This is a genomic window from Bradyrhizobium sp. IC4059, assembly GCF_020193615.1.
In the GTDB taxonomy this organism is placed as follows: domain Bacteria; phylum Pseudomonadota; class Alphaproteobacteria; order Rhizobiales; family Xanthobacteraceae; genus Bradyrhizobium; species Bradyrhizobium yuanmingense.
The window spans coordinates 1-16813 of the sequence record NZ_JADYVH010000017.1; the positions used below are offsets into that span (position 1 = coordinate 1).

At 64.4% G+C, this 16813-nt stretch carries 17 protein-coding genes; 5 read left to right on the top strand and 12 right to left on the bottom strand.

Annotated elements, in window-relative coordinates:
* Positions 1–149: 149 nt before the first annotated feature.
* The 5 genes from I6F12_RS33955 to I6F12_RS33975 form a co-directional block, all read right to left on the bottom strand.
* Positions 150–773, bottom strand: coding sequence for a flavin reductase family protein (locus I6F12_RS33955; protein WP_036024785.1), 624 nt, complete (start codon positions 771–773; stop codon positions 150–152).
* Between the two features lie 176 nt (positions 774–949).
* A complete protein-coding gene (locus I6F12_RS33960) occupies positions 950–1549 on the bottom strand; it encodes a TetR/AcrR family transcriptional regulator (RefSeq protein ID WP_036013870.1) in 600 nt (199 codons plus the stop codon).
* A 33-nt stretch (positions 1550–1582) separates the two neighbouring features.
* On the bottom strand, positions 1583–4720 hold the full coding sequence (locus I6F12_RS33965) for an efflux RND transporter permease subunit (protein ID WP_057026238.1): 3138 nt from the start codon (positions 4718–4720) through the stop codon (positions 1583–1585).
* Positions 4721–4942: 222 nt separating this feature from the next.
* A complete protein-coding gene (locus tag I6F12_RS33970; protein ID WP_036024781.1) occupies positions 4943–6049 on the bottom strand; it encodes an efflux RND transporter periplasmic adaptor subunit in 1107 nt (368 codons plus the stop codon).
* A gap of 218 nt (positions 6050–6267) precedes the next feature.
* Positions 6268–7599 (bottom strand): MFS transporter, encoded by a 1332-nt coding sequence (locus I6F12_RS33975; RefSeq protein ID WP_225158251.1) that lies wholly within the window; start codon positions 7597–7599, stop codon positions 6268–6270.
* A gap of 79 nt (positions 7600–7678) precedes the next feature.
* On the opposite strand from I6F12_RS33975, the gene I6F12_RS33980 reads away from it, so the two are divergent.
* Positions 7679–8122: a DUF2809 domain-containing protein gene (locus I6F12_RS33980; RefSeq protein ID WP_225115082.1), complete on the top strand. Its 444-nt coding sequence runs from the start codon at positions 7679–7681 to the stop codon at positions 8120–8122.
* A gap of 83 nt (positions 8123–8205) precedes the next feature.
* Here I6F12_RS33980 and I6F12_RS33985 read toward each other — a convergent pair whose 3' ends face one another.
* From I6F12_RS33985 to I6F12_RS33995, 3 genes are all read right to left on the bottom strand, one after another.
* The gene (locus tag I6F12_RS33985; RefSeq protein ID WP_225128112.1) at positions 8206–9366 is read right to left on the bottom strand and encodes a crosslink repair DNA glycosylase YcaQ family protein; all 1161 of its coding nucleotides are present in this window, start codon (positions 9364–9366) and stop codon (positions 8206–8208) included.
* Positions 9367–9477: 111 nt separating this feature from the next.
* Positions 9478–9726 carry a hypothetical protein gene (locus I6F12_RS33990; RefSeq protein ID WP_036013887.1) on the bottom strand — a complete coding sequence of 83 codons (249 nt, stop codon included), beginning with the start codon at positions 9724–9726 and terminating at the stop codon, positions 9478–9480.
* A gap of 118 nt (positions 9727–9844) precedes the next feature.
* Complete coding sequence (locus I6F12_RS33995; protein WP_036013890.1) at positions 9845–10081, bottom strand: hypothetical protein; 237 nt, start codon at positions 10079–10081, stop codon at positions 9845–9847.
* 372 nt (positions 10082–10453) lie between these two features.
* Here I6F12_RS33995 and I6F12_RS34000 point away from each other — a divergent pair, with 372 nt between their 5' ends.
* The gene (locus tag I6F12_RS34000; protein WP_225158252.1) at positions 10454–11095 is read left to right on the top strand and encodes an OmpA family protein; all 642 of its coding nucleotides are present in this window, start codon (positions 10454–10456) and stop codon (positions 11093–11095) included.
* Between the two features lie 55 nt (positions 11096–11150).
* Here the strand turns inward: I6F12_RS34000 and I6F12_RS34005 are convergent, their stop codons facing one another.
* Complete coding sequence (locus I6F12_RS34005; protein WP_225158253.1) at positions 11151–12440, bottom strand: glycosyltransferase family 39 protein; 1290 nt, start codon at positions 12438–12440, stop codon at positions 11151–11153.
* Positions 12441–12631: 191 nt separating this feature from the next.
* Here I6F12_RS34005 and I6F12_RS34010 point away from each other — a divergent pair, with 191 nt between their 5' ends.
* Together I6F12_RS34010 and I6F12_RS34015 are read left to right on the top strand one after the other, a co-directional pair.
* Positions 12632–13333 (top strand): FecR domain-containing protein, encoded by a 702-nt coding sequence (locus tag I6F12_RS34010; RefSeq protein WP_192893324.1) that lies wholly within the window; start codon positions 12632–12634, stop codon positions 13331–13333.
* A 2-nt stretch (positions 13334–13335) separates the two neighbouring features.
* Entirely contained in the window at positions 13336–14520 is a 1185-nt protein-coding gene (locus tag I6F12_RS34015; RefSeq protein ID WP_192893325.1) for a hypothetical protein, read from the top strand.
* A 145-nt stretch (positions 14521–14665) separates the two neighbouring features.
* Here the strand turns inward: I6F12_RS34015 and I6F12_RS34020 are convergent, their stop codons facing one another.
* From I6F12_RS34020 to I6F12_RS34030, 3 genes are all read right to left on the bottom strand, one after another.
* Positions 14666–15154: a VOC family protein gene (locus I6F12_RS34020; RefSeq protein WP_225136298.1), complete on the bottom strand. Its 489-nt coding sequence runs from the start codon at positions 15152–15154 to the stop codon at positions 14666–14668.
* A 34-nt stretch (positions 15155–15188) separates the two neighbouring features.
* A complete protein-coding gene (locus I6F12_RS34025; protein ID WP_225112441.1) occupies positions 15189–15617 on the bottom strand; it encodes a VOC family protein in 429 nt (142 codons plus the stop codon).
* Positions 15618–15746: 129 nt separating this feature from the next.
* Complete coding sequence (locus I6F12_RS34030; RefSeq protein ID WP_225158254.1) at positions 15747–16265, bottom strand: cupin domain-containing protein; 519 nt, start codon at positions 16263–16265, stop codon at positions 15747–15749.
* Positions 16266–16393: 128 nt separating this feature from the next.
* On the opposite strand from I6F12_RS34030, the gene I6F12_RS34035 reads away from it, so the two are divergent.
* Complete coding sequence (locus tag I6F12_RS34035; protein WP_036013900.1) at positions 16394–16612, top strand: CsbD family protein; 219 nt, start codon at positions 16394–16396, stop codon at positions 16610–16612.
* Positions 16613–16813: the final 201 nt, after the last annotated feature.

The window sequence follows — 16813 nt, forward strand, 5'->3', positions numbered from 1 at the left end:
GTTCCGGGAGGGGGTGGGGGCTGAATGTCTCTCCACTGTCATTCCGGGGCACGCGAAGCGTGAGCCCGGAATCCATCGTGCCGCAGCGTTGGTCGATGAATGGATTCCGGGCTCGACGCTGCGCGTCGCCCCGGAATGACGGAAGTGGCCTAGTCCGGCCGCACCATCTCGAACATGTTCTCCGGCTTAATCTCGAAATAATCGCCGCGCCGGCCGGCGCGGACGATGGGGCGGGCGGCGGCGGTCTGGTAAACGCCGTCCTTGATCAAGGCCTTGTCGATGTGGACGGCGACGACTTCGCCGAGCGTCAGCCAGGCGTCGGCCTCCTTGCCATTGGCGCCCTTGAGGCGGACGATGTCGGACACCTTGCACTCGAAGGCGACGGGGCTCTCGCCGACGCGCGGGACATTGACGAGCTTGCCGGGCACGGCGGTGAGGCCCGCGACCTCGAACTCGTCGACCTCAGGGGCGACATGCGCCGCGGTCGCGTTCATGTGCTTGGCGAGATCCATCGTCGTGAGATTCCAGACGAACTCGCCGGTCTGCTGCATGTTCTCCACCGTGTCCTTCCAGTTGGTCGAGGAGAAGCCGATGATCGGCGGCACGTAGCAGAACGCGTTGAAGAAGCTGTAGGGCGCGAGGTTGACGTGGCCCCTGGCGTCGCGCGAGGAGATCCAGCCGATCGGCCGCGGCGCGATGATGGCGTTGAAGGGGTCGTGCTTGAGTCCGTGGCCCTTGGAGGGTTCGTAGAAGTACAGGTCTTTGTCGGTCACGCGCTGCTTCCTTTCGTCATTGCGAGCGCAGCGAAGCAATCCAGAATCCCTCCGCGGAGACGGTCTGGATTGCTTCGCTGCGCTCGCAATGACGGAGTTTGTGGGTCCGTCCCGGTCCGCCTCCGGCGGTCGTGCCGGGGCGATCAGTCTGCTTATAGGAGAAAACGCCCCGCCCGTCAGTGGCGCGGCGACAGACCCGCGATGACGAAATCGATCATCTGGTCGATGGTCGGGCCCGGCTTGGTGGCGCACTGGGCGATCATCTGGGGGTGGAAGAAGCGGATCATCGCGGTGCAGGCGCACAGCGAGGCCAGTTGCAGGTCCGGGGCCTCGAACTCGCCGGAGGCGACGCCTTGCGCGATCATCTGGCCGATGACGCCGGCGATGCACTCCATATGGGCGACGCAGACCTCCCAGTCCTCCTCCATCGCGATCGCGACCATCTCGTGCAGCTTGTTGTCGCCGACATAGCGCTCGGTGTTCATGCGATTGATGGTGATGAGCAGCTCGCGGAAGCGCGGCAGCACCGGACCGGGCCTTGCCACGATCCGCTGCGCCTCCAGCTCGACCTCGCCCATCAGCGAGCGGGCCACCGCCTGATGGATCGCCTTCTTCGATTCGAAGAAGCGATACACGTTGGCGGGGCTCATCCTGAGCTCCTTGGCGATGTCGCCGACGGTCGTCTTCTGGTAGCCGATCTGGCGGAACAGCCGCTCGGCCACCTCGAGGATGCGATCCCGGGTGTCGACTTCGATATGTTCCGAAACAAGGGCCATCAGTCAGGACTCGCTGGTCAACAGTCTTCTCATCTATTCAGCCGCTTCGGCAAGCGGAATTGCGTGCGGGTCATCGCTCCCATGCTGCGGCGCGGCCGGCTGCTCGGGCGTTCCGGCCTCGTCCAGGCTCTTGCGGAACCACAGGGCGTAGAGGCCCGGCAGGTACAGCAGCGTCAGGAAGGTCGCGACGAACAGGCCGCCCATGATGGTGATCGCCATCGGGCCCCAGAAGGCCGAGCGCGTCAGCGGGATCATGGCGAGAATGGCGGCGAGCGCCGTCAGCACCACCGGCCGGGCACGGCGGACGGTCGCCTCGACGATCGCCTCGCGCCGGGTCAGGCCGTGGCTGACGTCGGTCTCGATCTGGTCGACCAGGATGACCGTGTTGCGCATGATCATGCCGGCGAGCGCGATTAGGCCGAGCAGCGCCACGAAGCCGAACGGGGCATTGGCGACGTTGAGGCCAAGCGAGGCACCGACGATGCCGAGCGGCGCGGTCAGGAACACTAGGATCAGGCGTGAGAAGCTCTGCAGCTGGATCATCAGCAGCGTCAGCATCACCATGACCATCACCGGGAAGAGGATGAAGATCGAGGCGTTGCCCTTGGCGGATTCCTCGAACGCGCCGCCCGGCTCGATCCGGTAGGCCGGCTCGAGGTGATCCTTGATCGCCTTCAGCTTCGGCGTGATCTGGTTGGTGACATCAGGGGCCTGCACGCCGTCGACAACGTCGGAGCGCACGGTGATCGCCATGTCGCGGTTGCGCCGCCACATGATCGGCTCCTCATGGGCATATTCAATTCGAGCGATCTGCTGCAGCGGCACGGCGACGCCGTTGCGCGAGGTGATGGTGAGATCGCCGACGCCGCCGAGGTCGAGGCGCTCGGACGGGATCGCGCGGGCGACCACGCCGACCTTCTCGATGCCGTCGCGCACGGTTGTGACCTGCGAGCCCGAGATCAGCATCGCCAGCGCCTGCGAGACGTCCTGCGGGGTCAGGCCCATGGCGCGGGCGCGGTCCTGGTCGACGACGAGCTTGAGGTAGGGCGACTGCTCGTTCCAGTCGAGCTGGACGTCCTTGACGCTCTTGTTCTCCCGCATGACGTCGCGGACCTGGTAGGCGATCTCGCGGACCTTGTTGGCGTCCGGGCCGATCACGCGGAACTGCACGGGGAAGCCGACCGGCGGACCGAAATTGAAGCGGTCGACGCGCACGCGTGCCTCGGTCAGGAAGCCCTCGGCGGCCGCGGTCTCGATCTTGGCCTTGATGCGCTCGCGCGCCTCGACTCCCTTGGCAACGATGACGATCTCGGCAAAGGCCTCGTTCGGAAGCTGCGGGTTGAGGCCGAGCCAGAAGCGCGGCGAGCCCTGGCCGACATAGGCGGTATAGGTCTCGATGTCCTTGTCGTCCTTGAGCAGCGTCTCAGCCTTCTTCACCGCCTTCTCGGTAACGTTGAAGGCGGTGCCTTCCGGAAGGCGCAGCTGCAGGAACAGCTCGGGGCGCTCCGAGAGCGGGAAGAACTGCTGCTGGACCTGGCCGAAGCCGACGATCGAGGCGGCGAAGACGCCGACGGTCGCGACCACCACGGTGATGCGGTGGTTGACGCACCATTTCACGATGGCGCGCAGGCCGCGGTACATGCGGGTCTCGTAGACCGCATGCGGATCATGGTTGTGGTGCGCCTTCATCTCGGGCAGCAGCTTGACGCCGATATAGGGCGTGAAGATCACCGCCACGAACCAGGAGGCAACCAGCGCGATTGCCACGATCCAGAATATGCTGCCGGCATATTCGCCGACCGCGGAATTGGCAAAGCCGATGGGGAGGAAGCCAGCGGCCGTGACCAGCGTTCCCGTGAGCATCGGAAACGCAGTAGATTCCCAGGCAAAGGACGCCGCACGCATGCGGTCCCAGCCCTGCTCCATCTTCACCACCATCATCTCGACCGCGATGATGGCGTCGTCGACGAGCAGGCCGAGCGCGATGATCAGCGCGCCGAGCGTGATGCGGTGCAGGTCGAGCGACATCGTGTTCATGACGATGAAGACGATGCCGAGCACCAGGGGCACCGACAGCGCGACCACGATGCCGGTGCGCCAGCCGAGCGCCAGGAACGAGACGAACAGCACGATGACGAGCGCTTCCATGAAGGAGTGCACGAACTCGCCGACGGCGTGCTCGACCACCTTGGGCTGATCGGCAATCAGCTTGACGTCGACGCCCTGCGGCACGGCCTTCATGAAGTCGGCCGTCGCCTTCTCGACCTCCTTGCCGAGATCCAGGATGTTGGCGCCCTTGGCGGTGACGACGCCGATGCCGATGGCGGGCTTGCCTTCCTGGCGCACGACGAAGCTCGGCGGATCGACATAGCCGTGGGTGACGGTGGCGATATCGCCGAGACGGAACACGCGGCCGTTGCTCTCGACCGGCGTTTCGGCGACGGCCTTGGCACCGTCGAGCGCGCCGGTGACGCGCAGCGGCACGCGCTGCGAGGAGGTCTCGACCGTGCCGGCCGGCGTCACGTTGTTCTGCTTGGCGAGCGAATCGAACAGCGCCTGCGGCGTGATGCCGAGCGTGGCGAGCTTGGCGTGGCTGAACTCGACGAAAATGCGCTCATCCTGGTTGCCGTAGACGTCGACCTTGGTCACGCCGGGCACCTTGAGCAGGCGCTGGCGAAAACCTTCGGAGACCTTCTTGAGCTGCGCATAATCGGCGCCGTCGCCGGTCATCATGTAGAGGATGGAATCGACGTCGGAGAACTCGTCGTTGACGACGGGCCCGAGAATGCCGGACGGCAGCTGGCCCTGCACGTCGACCAGCTTCTTGCGCAGGAGATAGAAGAGGTAGGGCACGTCCTTCGGCGGCGTGTTGTCACGGAAGGTGACCTGGAGCGCGGTGAAGGCGGGCTTGGAATAGGTCTGCACCTTCTCGAAATAGGGCAGCTCCTGGATCTTTTTCTCGATGGGATCGGCAACCTGGGTCTGCATTTCCTGCGCGGTCGCGCCGGGCCAGATCACGGAGACGTTGACCACCTTCACCGTGAAGAACGGATCCTCGGCACGGCCGAGCTTCTCATAGGAGAAGAAGCCGGCGACGCCGAGAATGATCATCAGGAAGAGCACCAGCGTCGGATGGCTGACGGCCCAGGCCGAAAGGTTGAAGCGCTTCATCGCACTCTCCGAAAGACGATCCAGTTGCAAACAACGACAGCCGCTCTGTTCAAACAGTCGTCGCGAGGCAGCGAAGCAATCCAGGGGGCTGGGCAGGTTCTGGATCGCTTCGCCGCTTCAGCCTTTGCTTAGGGACAAAGGCCGAAACTCACCTCACACGACGTAACTCACTTCTCTTGTCATTCCGGGATGGTCCGAAGGACCAGACTTTCAAACGACGGATCAGAACGACAAGGACGACACGATCCGCACCCGCTGGCCGGGATCGAGCTTCTGCACGCCGAGGGCGACGATCTTGGCACCCTCCTCCACGCCGCCGGTGATGACGACGTCCTTGCTCTCGTAGGACTTCACCGTGACCGGCTTGAGCGTGACGCCACCGTTGTCGTCGACAACGTAGAAGGAGGGCTTGCCGCCTTCGTTGAAGAGCGCCGACAGCGGCAACCGCGCGACGCGCTCGGTCGCGGCATCCGACAGCGTCAGCGTCGCCGTCATGCCGAGCGCGACCTTGTCGTCGGCCTCGGGCAGCGAGAACTTTGCCAGATAGGTGCGCGTGGCGGGATCGGCTGCCGGCGCGATCTCGCGCAGCTTGGCCGTGTATTTCTTGTTCGGCTCGGACCAGAGAGTGACGCTGGCGACGCCCGACTTGGCGCGTCCGACCAGCGTCTCAGGGATCGCGACGACCGCTTCCTTCTCGGCAAAGCGGGCGACACGGATCGAAGCCTGGCCCGCGGCAACCACCTGGCCGGGCTCGATCAGCGTTGCGGTGACGACGCCGCGGGCGTCGGCGTTGAGCGTCGCGTAGGAAAGGGAATTCTTGGTCAACTCGACCGAGCGCTCGGCGCGGTTCAAGCGCGCACGGGCTTCATCGGCGGCGGCGCGGCTCTGGTCGAGCTGGGCGTCCGTGGTCCAGCCCTTGGCCTTGAGGTCCTTGGCGCGCTGCTCGGCGGCGGCGGCCTGGGCCAGCACGCCGGTTGCGGCGGTCTGCTCGGCAACGGCCTGCTCGGCCTGGAGCTTCAGGTCGACCTCGTCGAGGGTGGCGAGCGGCTGGCCGACTTCGACTGTCTGGCCCACTTCGACGAGGCGTTTGGCAACCTTGCCGGCGACGCGGAAGCCGAGATCGCTCTCGATCCTGGGACGGATAGTGCCGACGAAGCTGCGCTCCGGGGTCTCGGCAGCGTAATGGGCGGTTGCCACCAGAACCGGCCGCGGCGGCTCGGCCTTCTCGGCGACGGTATCATTGCACCCTGCCAGCGAAACGGCCATCAGGGCGAGCGCGGCTCCTGCGAAAAGCTTGGAATAGCTCGACAAAATCGACCGGACGAACATCGAAGGACACTCCTGCATCTCGACCGAGAGGAATGTCGACTGTTCACTGATAAAAGTCAATAATCGTCAGTCATCAGGAATGCGTGATCGTGAAGGAGTGGTAAGGAGGGATAGGCTTGGCCGCGAGGTGTTATTGTAGGGTGGGCAAAGCGGAGCGTGCCCACCAGAACCGCTCTGCGGCGAAGATGGTGGGTACAGCGCGCGACGTGCGTGCCCCCTCACCGCCCCAGGTCGGCGAATTCGTGCTTGCTGTCGTGTCCGCCGACGAACACCAGGATGCCCGCGATCAACGGCAGCACGGCGAGCACCAAGAGGCCCGTCGAGGTCTGGCCCGTCGCCTCCTTGACCCAGCCGATCAGGTACGGCCCGCCGAAGCCAGCGAGGTTGCCGATCGAGTTGATCAGCGCGATGGCGCCTGCGGCCGCCGTGCCGGACAGCCAGGCGGTCGGCAGGGTCCAGAACACACCGAAGCAGCAGAACACGCCGATCGCGGCCACTGTCAGCGCCACCATCGTCAGCGTGGGATCGGTGAGATAGGAGGAGATGCCGAGCGCGACTGCGGTGAGCAGCAGCGGCGCGCCGACATGCATGACGCGCTCGCGGCTCGCATCCGAATGCCTCGCCCACAGGATCATGGCGATGGTGCCGAACAGATACGGGACCGCAGTGACGAATCCGGTTTGGGCGTTGGTGAGGCCGAACGCCTTGACGATCTGCGGCAGCCAGAACTGCATGCCATAGAGCGCGCCGACGAAGCCGAAATAGACCAGGCTGAGCGCGATCACCTTCGGTGAAGACAGCGCCTCGCCGAGCGAGAAATGCTTCACCGCCTGCTTGGCCGCGATCTCCGAATCGAGCTTGGCTTTCAACCATGCCTTCTGCTCGGCCGACAGCCAGTCCGCCTTCTCCGGCTTGTCGGTGAGATAGAACCAGGTGACGATGCCGAGCAGCACCGATGGGATGCCCTCGATGATGAACAGCCATTGCCAGCCTTTCAGCCCCATCATGCCGTCGAGCCCGAGCAACAGGCCCGAGATCGGCGCGCCGATCACGGTCGAGACCGGCACCGCGACGGCGAAGGCCGCAAGGAAGCGGGCGCGATATTCGGCCGGATACCAATAGGTGAGATAGAGGATGATGCCGGGGAAGAAGCCGGCCTCGGCGACGCCGAGCAGGAAGCGCAGGACGTAGAAGCTGGTGACGCCGCTGACCACCGCCATCAGCGCCGAGATGATGCCCCAGGTCACCATGATGCGGGCGATCCAGCGGCTCGCGCCGAATTTCTCCAGCGCGAGGTTGCTCGGCACTTCGAAGATGAAATAGCCGATGAAGAAGATGCCGGCGCCCCAGGAGTAGATCAGCGGGGTGAACTTCAGGTCCGCATTCATGGTGAGCGCGGCGAAGCCAAGATTGACGCGGTCGAGATAGGAGAAGAAGTAGGCCAGCACCAGGAACGGAATCAGGCGCCAGGAGATGGCGCGGATGGTCGAGGTTTCGATGTCCGACTTGGTGGCACCGGTGGAACCGGCATAGGTCGTGGTCTGGCTCATGGCTTCCCCCGGGGTTGTTGCTTTTTTCGGGTCTGCGGCCGTTTTCAGCATCGCGAGCAAAGAGTCAATGGAGCAAGCAATGCACGAGACGCAGCCGGGCACGCCTGTTGCGCCTCTACGGACCTCACTGATCCGCGCTGCTTTCGCGCTCGCAGTGATTGCCTGTGGGCTGTCCCTTCGCTGGTACGGCTTCCCGCTCGGCCTGCCTGCGTTCATCGTGAAGTACGGCGGCTCGCTGCTGTGGGCGACGATGGTGTTTCTGCTGGCAGGAGTCGTGCTGCCGCGGCTGACACGGAGCCAGCTCGCAGCCATCGCGATAGTGATCGCGGCAGTCGTCGAGTTCTCCCGCCTGATGCATACTCCCTGGCTCGATGCGTTCCGCCTCACCACCGCCGGCGCGTTGCTGCTCGGCCGCATCTTCTCGCTTTGGAATTTGCTGGCCTATGCGGTTGGGATTGCGTTTGGCATGTGGATCGATCGCGTTGCCATGCGCGGTCCCGTAGGGTGGGCAAAGGCGCCGTAGCGCCGTGCCCACGTCTCGTCATCGAATAGGCAAAACGTGGGCACGCTTCGCTTTGCCCACCCTACAAGGCTGCCGTCGGAGCCTCACTCCGCGAGCTGAAACCGTTCGAAACGGTCGAGCTCCTCCTCGATCACGCGCTTCAGCTCCTTGCGGCCCGCCGTCTTCCTGCCCTGCCCGACCCAGGTCCATTTCTGCATCAACAGCTTCTTGTTCTGCCGATCGGTCTTGAGATCGAGCGCGGCGACGATCTCGTCTCCGACCAGCACGGGCAGCGCGAAATAGCCGAGCTTGCGCTTGGCTTTCGGCACATAAGCTTCGAACAGGTGGTTGTAGCCGAAGATGAGGTTGGTGCGCTTGCGCTGGATGATCAGGGGATCGAACGGCGAGAGGATGTGGACGAGATCGGGCGACACCTCATGCGGCTCAAGCGCTGCGGGCGAAGCCCAGTGCTCCTGCTTACCGGCGCCCTCGATCGCGACGGGCACGAGCTCGCCGCGGCGGACGCGCGAGGCGATCAGGCGCGCGACCGGCTTCTTGCTGGGCGCATCGAGATGGCAGACCGAATCGAGGCTGACCACGCCCTGCGAGCGCAACGCGCGGTCGAGCAGATAGGCCGTGATCTCGCTTGCCGGCGCCGGCTTCGGCAGCCTGTCCCAGCCGAAATGACGCGTCGTCAGCTCGTAGGTCTTGAGCATGCCTTGGCGCGCGCTGATGGTGACCGCCCCGGTATAGAACGCGAGCTGCAGCGCCCGCTTCGATGGCTTGCGGCTCTGCCACAGATGCTCCTTCTCGACGAGCACGTCGTCGTCGATGTCACGGATCGTCAGCGGCCCGCCGCGCAGCAGCCGCATCACCTTGCGCGTGTCGGCCGGCTTCACCGCGGCGAACCATTTGTGCCCCTCGCGGCGGTGCTCGCGCATCGCCGGCAGGAAGAAGCGGAAGTCGTTCGCCGGCACGTAGGAGAGCGCGTGCGTCCAGTACTCGAACACGGTCTTATCGATGCTCTGGGCCTGGCGCAGATCGGCGCGGCGGTAGGTCGGGATCCGGCTGAACAGGATGTGGTGATGGCAACGCTCGATGACGTTGATGGTGTCGATCTGCACATAGCCGAGATGGGCGACAGCGGCCGAGACGGCCTCTGCGCCTTCGCCGAACGGAGCGCGGTCGGTCAGCCGCTGGGCATGCAGCCAGATCTGCCGGGCCTGTGTCGTCGAGAGCGGAAGCGGTTTGGACGTGCGGGGCATTGCAGCGTGCAATGTAGCGGGATTCGCCGCGAGGAAAGAAGCGGGACACGAAAAGGCCGCGCTGCCATCTGCTGCCAGCGCGGCCATGACGTGTGGGGATCAGGCGGAAGCCTACTTCTTCATCGCCATCGACTTCTCGGCGTTCATATAGTGCTTGCATGCTCCACGCATGTTGCCCTTGCTCATGTCGGAATTGGCCGCGGCCATCGACTTCCTCGCCGCGATCTTGGCGGGCGTGTCTTCGCCGCCCATGCCGGCAACGAGCTTTGCCATGTTTGCACTGGTGCACGCCATCTTGGCGGCGGATGCGGGGGACAGAGCAAGTGCGGCGAATGCCGTCGCGAGCAACAGGGTCTTCATCAAGTTCTCTCCTCGAGTAGGCAGCCGGCCTGATGCCGGCCAACGCACCGCCATTCTTCAGCCACAAGTTTGCAGGGAAAAGACAATTTCGTTGCTGCGCTGCAGTGATACCCGCTTTTCAGCGTGCGGCTTTTGGGCGCTCCCCGACGCTGCCGGTGGCGACCTCCGGGTCGCAGATGGCCTTGCCACGTCCTTCTGCCTGGCAGCGATAGACACTGCCGGTGAGGCGATCGACCAGCCAGACGTTCTCGTCGGTCGGCCCTTCGAGCCCGACATAGCGGGAGGTCATCCCGGTGATCAGTGTCGAGAGCAGGATGGCCACCGCGATCATCGCCGCACCGATATAGATGGGCATTGCGTTCAGGGTCACTGTCCGATCCGGCGGGCCGCTGCGATGGAATTGATAGTCGCGCTGATAGTCACTTGGCCTCGGCACAGGACGGAACTCGGCTCCCCTCGCGTCAAATTATCGAATGATTGAAGTGTGTTAGGCGAACATCTGGACGAATTCTTGTTCGCGGGCGGGCGGTGAGGCGACGCCTTTGCGACGTTCGGGTTTCCCGGAACCCAGTACGGCCGGCTCTAAGCAAACTGTGAATGATCGAACCGGACCACAGTGCCCTCGGCTCGCCGCTTCCAATGTGACCAAGATCACATCAGAGCCGTTGAACCTGCCCTACGCTCGCAGCATCAAATCGCCATCAGGCGTAACAGCGAGGATACCACCATGACCCATTTCAATAAGTCTTTTGGACTGACGGCGATCACCCTGACAGCCGTCCTGTTGATGACGGCCGGCCTTGCGCTGGCTGGCGACAACAACATCTCCGCCGGCCAGATCGTCGATGCGCTGAAGCCGAAGCCGGCGACCCGCGGCCTGTCCGTTGGCCCCCAGACCGATACGACCGTGCAGGCCAAGGAAGCGACCTTCCTGAACACCGTGCGCAACCGCTCGACCCGGTCGCTCTCGACAGGCGAGCGCGAGCAGATCGCCGAGCTCGCTGCCACCAAGCCGAAGATCGATCTGGAGATCCAGTTCGACTACAACTCGGCCGACATCGCCAAGACCTCGATGGCCTCGGTGCAGGCGCTCGGCAAGGCGCTGTCCGATCCAGCGCTGAAGGGCTCGACCTTCGTGGTCGCCGGCCACACCGACGCGACCGGTGGCGAAGCATACAATCAAGGTCTCTCCGAACGGCGCGCCGACACCATCAAGAAGTACCTGATGCAGAATTACGGCCTCAACGGCAACGATCTCGTCACCGTCGGCTACGGCGAGACCAAGCTGAAGGATGCCGCCAACGGCACTGACGCCATGAACCGCCGGGTCCAGGTCGTGAACATGGACACCAAGACCGCAGCGAAATGATTCTCGGCTCCTGGAGTAAAACACGCCGCCTGCCGCAGCCCGGCGGGCGGCGAACTCATATCCAGCTTTGGAACAGCATCAGCCGGTTGAAGCCTCCCATCGAGGTGCCGACGAAGGCCGCGGAAATCGGCAGCATCACCGCAAAGCCGGCCGCCGCGACGCCGACATAAGCCCACAACAGCCAGCGCGGCAGACCCTCGCGGCGCAGCACATAGACCAGTGCCAGGGACGCCGCGGTCGCGGCCGGCAGATAGTAATAGATGAAGCTCAGCGTGCGCGGCAGCAACGCCCAGGCGAGCCAGGGACCGAAATAGAATGTGGCGATCAGGAATGCATCCCAGCGCCGCGCCACGATGAAATCGCGCAGCACCATGGCGAGTGCAGGCAGAGCCGGCCACAGCACGAGCGGATTGCCGAGGAAGACGATCGCGGCGATGTGGTCCTCCGCGGTCTTGTCGAACAGGAACCAGACCGGGCGCGCGAGCAGCGGCCAGGACGGCCATGCGCTCATATAGGTGTGGCCGGCGATGGCCGTCGTGGTGTTGTCGGCAAAGATCCGCCGCTGCGCCTCGATCAAGTCCGGGAGCGACAATCCGTAGAGCGGAACGAAGGCGGCAAGATAAGCCAATGCCGGCAGGACGGCGAAGCAGAGCGCGACATGATGCAGCTTCAGGCCGGGCCAAAGCTCCGGCCGATACCAGTCGTCCGGCTTCGCGTCGGCGAACAGCGTATGCCAGCCCTGCATCAGGCGGATCACCGCAACAATGACGATGCAGACGCCGAGCGGGAACAGGCCGCTCCATTTACACGCGGCCGCAAGGCCGAACAGGCTGCCCGCCACCGCGAACAGCGCTTGCGGCCGCTCTCTGCGAAACCCATGCATGAAGGCGGCGGTGGCGAGCAGGCCGAAGCCGAGCGCAAAGACATCGAGCATCGCGATGCGCGCCTGGACGTACAGCATCTGGTTGAAGGCTGCGATCAGCGCGGCGGCGATCGCCGGCCCCTGCGCGGCGAACAACGCGAGTCCGCACAGATAGATCGCGACGATCGCGAGCGCGCCGAACAAGGTCGCGGGATAACGCCATCCAAGCGCGTTGTCGCCGAACGTTGCGATCGATGCCGCGATCATCTCCTTGGCCAGCGGCGGATGCATCGGATTGAGCATCGGCTGCGACATCGCGGGCGTCAGCATCTGGCGCGCCGCCGGCACGTAATGCACCTCATCGAACACGAATCTTTCCGGCGTGACGACGCCGATCAACAGCGCCAGATGCGCGATCAGGAAGATCGCGACAGCAATCACTGCACTCCGCGACACCTCAGGAACCGCAGGCAATTCGCGCATCTTTTCTGGGGCTGTCTTGCGTGGCAAATTGGCTTCACCGCGGAGAAAAATAAACTGCTTCCCGTCATTGAACGCATTCTGCCGCAACTGTCACTAAGCATGACGCAGGTCCTGCGCCGCTTGTGATAATTCCGCCACATCAGAAGCGCGCGCGATCCGGTACGATCAGGGACACATCGATCGGTTGCGAAATGAATTTGCGTTTTTGCCTTTTCTCCACACTGCTCACGGCCGCAATCTGTGCGGCATCCGGCGCCGAAGCGCAGACGCGCGTCGGCCAGGCTGTCGTCATTCAGAACGAAGTGGTGCGCGTCGCCGCGACCACGACGCCGATCAATGTTGGCGACAGCATGCTGCGCGACGAGACCGTGCGAACCGGCGCCGACAGCGCGGCGCGTTTCGTGATGGCCGACAGCACCAATCTATCACTGGGGCCGAGCGCCACGCTGAAGCTCGACCGCACCGTCTTCAACGACGAGCACAGCTATCGTGACGTCGCGATCCGCATGACCACCGGCGCCTTCCGCTTCGTCACCGGACGCTCCGACAAGGCCGCCTACAAGATCACGACACCGCTCGCCACCATCGGCGTGCGCGGCACCACGCTCGACATTCTCTCGCAGCGCGGGCGCTCCGTCGTTGTGCTTCAGGACGGCGCGGCCAGCGTGTGCACGAGGAGCGCCCAGTGCGTGCAACTCACCCAGCCCGGCGACACCGCCATCATCACCTCGACTGGCGGCAAGGTGAGCATCACCAAGAGCAACACGCCGCCCTGGACCTTCGCCGCCAATTGCGCCGCGAGCGCCGGGTTGTGCGCAGTCAACCAGTATGCCGGCGCCTCGCCGACCATCACGCCTGCCGTCGAGGACGACGCCATGCTGTGCGGGCGCTGACGATGGCGAAATTCACCGTTCGGCGCCTCATCCTTGCCGCTGCGCTGGCCGCATCTGCGGCGTTTGCGCTCGTCACGTTCGATGCCCGCCCGGCGGCTGCACAGGCCTCGGAGTGCGGGTCCGAGTGCGGTGAACCAGAGCCCACTCCGTCCCCAACCTATTCGCCGTCGCCATATCCGTCCCCGACCTATTCCCCGTCGCCGAATCCCTCGCCCACGCCGACCCCCTCCCCATCGCCCAGCCCCTATCCGTCGCCTTCACCGAGCCCGGCTCCGTCGCCGTCGGGACCGACGGGCGCGGATTCCAGCGGCAATTCGATCGGCGGCCTTGCCAATCAGCGCTTCAATCAGATGATCACCAACCGGGTGCTCGGCACCGTGCTGCTCGGCGTCAACGAGCAGATCAATTGCGGCGACTGCATCAGCGCGTTCGGCTCGGCCGGCTCGTTCTCGGCCGGCATCCATGGTCGCAAGGCGCTGACCAACAATCTCTCGCTGCTCGCCGGCATCGCCTATACGCACTACGAAGGGCGCGGCTACGAGATCACGAGCGCACCGATCGGCGCTTTCGCGCTTCGCTACGACTTCACCGATTGGGGCTCGTCGCGCCCGTTCTTCGACGTCGGCGCGATCCTGACCCCATGGGAGAAGGCGCGCTACACGCGCAGCTACGACACCAGCCTCGGGCCGGTGACCGTGACGAGCTCGACCAACGCGTCCAACTACGCCGTTTACGGCCGCGCCGGCTGGATGAGCCGCCTCTCGCCGCGCGACGAGGTCGCGGCCTCGATCGAGGTCTGGCAGCTCTGGCAACGCGTCTCCGGCTATCGCGACAGCGCGGTGGCGTTCAATCCGTTCGACGCCAGCATCGCTGATGGCACCGACCGCACCAGCCTCGTCAAGATCGGCGGCCAGTGGACGCATCTGTTCGGCAGCAGCATCGAGACCAACATCAATGGCGGCTGGGTGCAGTCCTTCGCCAGCCACAGCGGCATCGTCGCCACAGTGACCGGCCAGGGCACGGTGGTGCCGACCATGGGCAACCAGGGCTGGTTCGAATATGGCGGCCGCCTCGGCTTCCGCGTGCAGAAGGGCTGGATCGTGGACCTCTTCGCCAACGGCACGCTGGGCCCGCAGCCGGTCGGCAACACCATCCATGGCGGCGTGGGGCTGCGGATTAATTATTAGCCGGCGAGCACGGCTGTCATTCCCCGCGCAGGCGGGGAATCCAGTACGCCGCGGCCTATCGATTCAATCACAACTGCCTCGGAGTACTGGATCGCCCGGTCAAGCCGGGCGATGACAATGAGTATGTGGCGAGAGCGACCCGCCCTCACGCCGCCGACTTGCCCTCGAACGCCCGCCGCAACACCTCGACGTCAAGCTTGACCATCTTCATCATCGCCTGCATCGCGCGCGCGGCTGCGGCCTTGTCCGGGCTCGACAGGAACTCGAACATCACCTTTGGCACGATCTGCCAGGCCACGCCCCAGCGATCTCTCAGCCAGCCGCACTGCTCCGCCTTGCCGCCATGGGCGAGGAACGCGTTCCAGACACTGTCGACCTCGGCCTGGTCGTCGCAATGAATCATCAGCGAAATGGCGTGGGTGTATTCCATCTTCATGCCGCCATTGAGCGCGACCAGCTTCTGTCCGGCCACGGTGAACTCGACGACGAGCACGGAGCCTTCCTTGCCGGAGGGGCCGTCCGAAACGTTGCGCTGAACGTGTGTGATCGCCGAATTCGGGACCAGCGAGACGTAGAATTTTGCAGCGTCCTCGGCATCGCCGTTGAACCACATGCAGGGCACGAGCTTGGACATGGTGAATGCTCCTCTTGAGGTCTGCTGTTTCGGCTCAGGCGTTCGCCAGGTCGGGCTGCAGAGGGGCGGCTGAAAGGTCCATCCAGTTCACGCCCCACATGTGGCCGTCCGGATCCTCGAAGCTGCGGCCGTACATGAAGCCGTATTCGTCCTTCGGGCTGGGATCGGCAACGCCTCCTGCAGCCTCCGCCCTGCCAACGATGTCATCGACCTCGCTGCGGCTGTCCGCGGACAGGCAGAACAACGCTTGGTTCGAGGTCCTGGCGTCCGCGATCGGCTTCGGCGTGAACTGGCGGAATTTGTCGTGGGTCAGCAGCATGGCGAAGATGGTCTCGGAAAAGACCATGCAGCTCGCGGTCTCGTCGCTGAATTGCGGGTTCTTGACCGCGCCGACCGCCTCATAGAAGGCAGTCGCGCGCTTGAGGTCGGTCACCGGCAGGTTGACGAAGATCATCTTGGGCATCGGAAGCTCCTTGGCGGGGTTCTGGCCAAGGACGGATGGCCAGGCCGCCATCCGACACGACTTCAGACAAATTTTTCGGACCCCGACTGCGGGGCCCTGTCGCGCCGCTCTCCGCGCCCCTGAAGAGACTTACTTCTTCTCGTTGGGATCCCGGTGCACCGGGTCGATCCACAGCACGGTCTCGGGCTTCTCGACCGGCTCAATGTCGAGGTTGATGGCCACCGCCTCGCCGTCGCTGCGCACCAGCACGCATTCCAGCACCTCGTCGGCGCTGGCGTTGATCTCCTGGTGCGGCACGTAGGGCGGGACGAAAATGAAGTCGCCAGGGCCGGCTTCCGCGGTGAATTGCAGGCGCTCGCCCCAGCGCATGCGCGCCTTGCCCTTCACGACATAGATGACGCTTTCGAGATGGCCGTGGTGATGCGCGCCGGTCTTGGCATCCGGCTTGATGCTGACGGTGCCCGCCCACAATTTCTGGGCGCCGACGCGGGCGAAATTGATCGCGGCCGCACGGTCCATGCCCGCTGTCGACGGCACGTTGGTATCGAGCTGATTGCCGGGAATGACGCGCACGCCGTCATGTTTCCAGCGGTCATCATGATGATGACCATGGTCATGGTGGGAATGCGAATGGTCATGGCCGGTCATGGGACTTGCTTTCTGTTGGTTCCGTGCGCGGCAAACTAACCCAAAGCCGCAGCCGCAAGCCATACCAAAATCGGAACCCTCGTAGCCATCAGGCGTTGTCATTCCAAGCAAATCGAAAGGAGATTTTCGTGGGCAGCACGACCGACAAGATCAAGGGCACCGCCAACGAGGCGATCGGCAAGGCCAAGCAGGGCGTCGGTGAAGCCACCGGATCCGATCGCATGAAAGGCGAGGGCGTGGTGCAGGAAGTGAAGGGCAAGGGCCAGCAGGCCATGGGCGATGCCAAGGACGCCGCGAAGGACGCGATGGATCGCGCCGCCGCTGCGGCTCGCCGCGCGGCGGAGTGACGCGCGTAAGATTGAAAATGAAAAGACCGGCCCCAAGGCCGGTCTTTTTGCTTGTATCGATTTCATCCGTTATGGCCGGGCTTGACCCGGCCATCCACGTCTTGACCGCGCGGCACGAAGATCGCGGATGCCCGGGCCTTCACGTCGCCGAAGCGGCTTCGGCCGCGCAGGCGGGACGATGGCGGGCATGATGATGTAGAG

Bases quoted from the DNA above. Each gene is read 5' to 3' on its own strand.
- I6F12_RS33960 (WP_036013870.1), bottom strand. From the start codon at position 1,549: ATGGCCCTTGTTTCGGAACATATCGAAGTCGACACCCGGGATCGCATC.
- I6F12_RS33965 (WP_057026238.1), bottom strand. From the start codon at position 4,720: ATGAAGCGCTTCAACCTTTCGGCCTGGGCCGTCAGCCATCCGACGCTG.
- I6F12_RS33970 (WP_036024781.1), bottom strand. From the start codon at position 6,049: ATGTTCGTCCGGTCGATTTTGTCGAGCTATTCCAAGCTTTTCGCAGGA.
- I6F12_RS33975 (WP_225158251.1), bottom strand. From the start codon at position 7,599: ATGAGCCAGACCACGACCTATGCCGGTTCCACCGGTGCCACCAAGTCG.
- I6F12_RS33980 (WP_225115082.1), top strand. From the start codon at position 7,679: ATGCACGAGACGCAGCCGGGCACGCCTGTTGCGCCTCTACGGACCTCA.
- I6F12_RS33985 (WP_225128112.1), bottom strand. From the start codon at position 9,366: ATGCCCCGCACGTCCAAACCGCTTCCGCTCTCGACGACACAGGCCCGG.
- I6F12_RS33990 (WP_036013887.1), bottom strand. From the start codon at position 9,726: ATGAAGACCCTGTTGCTCGCGACGGCATTCGCCGCACTTGCTCTGTCC.
- I6F12_RS33995 (WP_036013890.1), bottom strand. From the start codon at position 10,081: ATGCCCATCTATATCGGTGCGGCGATGATCGCGGTGGCCATCCTGCTC.
- I6F12_RS34000 (WP_225158252.1), top strand. From the start codon at position 10,454: ATGACCCATTTCAATAAGTCTTTTGGACTGACGGCGATCACCCTGACA.
- I6F12_RS34005 (WP_225158253.1), bottom strand. From the start codon at position 12,440: ATGCGCGAATTGCCTGCGGTTCCTGAGGTGTCGCGGAGTGCAGTGATT.
- I6F12_RS34010 (WP_192893324.1), top strand. From the start codon at position 12,632: ATGAATTTGCGTTTTTGCCTTTTCTCCACACTGCTCACGGCCGCAATC.
- I6F12_RS34015 (WP_192893325.1), top strand. From the start codon at position 13,336: ATGGCGAAATTCACCGTTCGGCGCCTCATCCTTGCCGCTGCGCTGGCC.
- I6F12_RS34020 (WP_225136298.1), bottom strand. From the start codon at position 15,154: ATGTCCAAGCTCGTGCCCTGCATGTGGTTCAACGGCGATGCCGAGGAC.
- I6F12_RS34025 (WP_225112441.1), bottom strand. From the start codon at position 15,617: ATGCCCAAGATGATCTTCGTCAACCTGCCGGTGACCGACCTCAAGCGC.
- I6F12_RS34030 (WP_225158254.1), bottom strand. From the start codon at position 16,265: ATGACCGGCCATGACCATTCGCATTCCCACCATGACCATGGTCATCAT.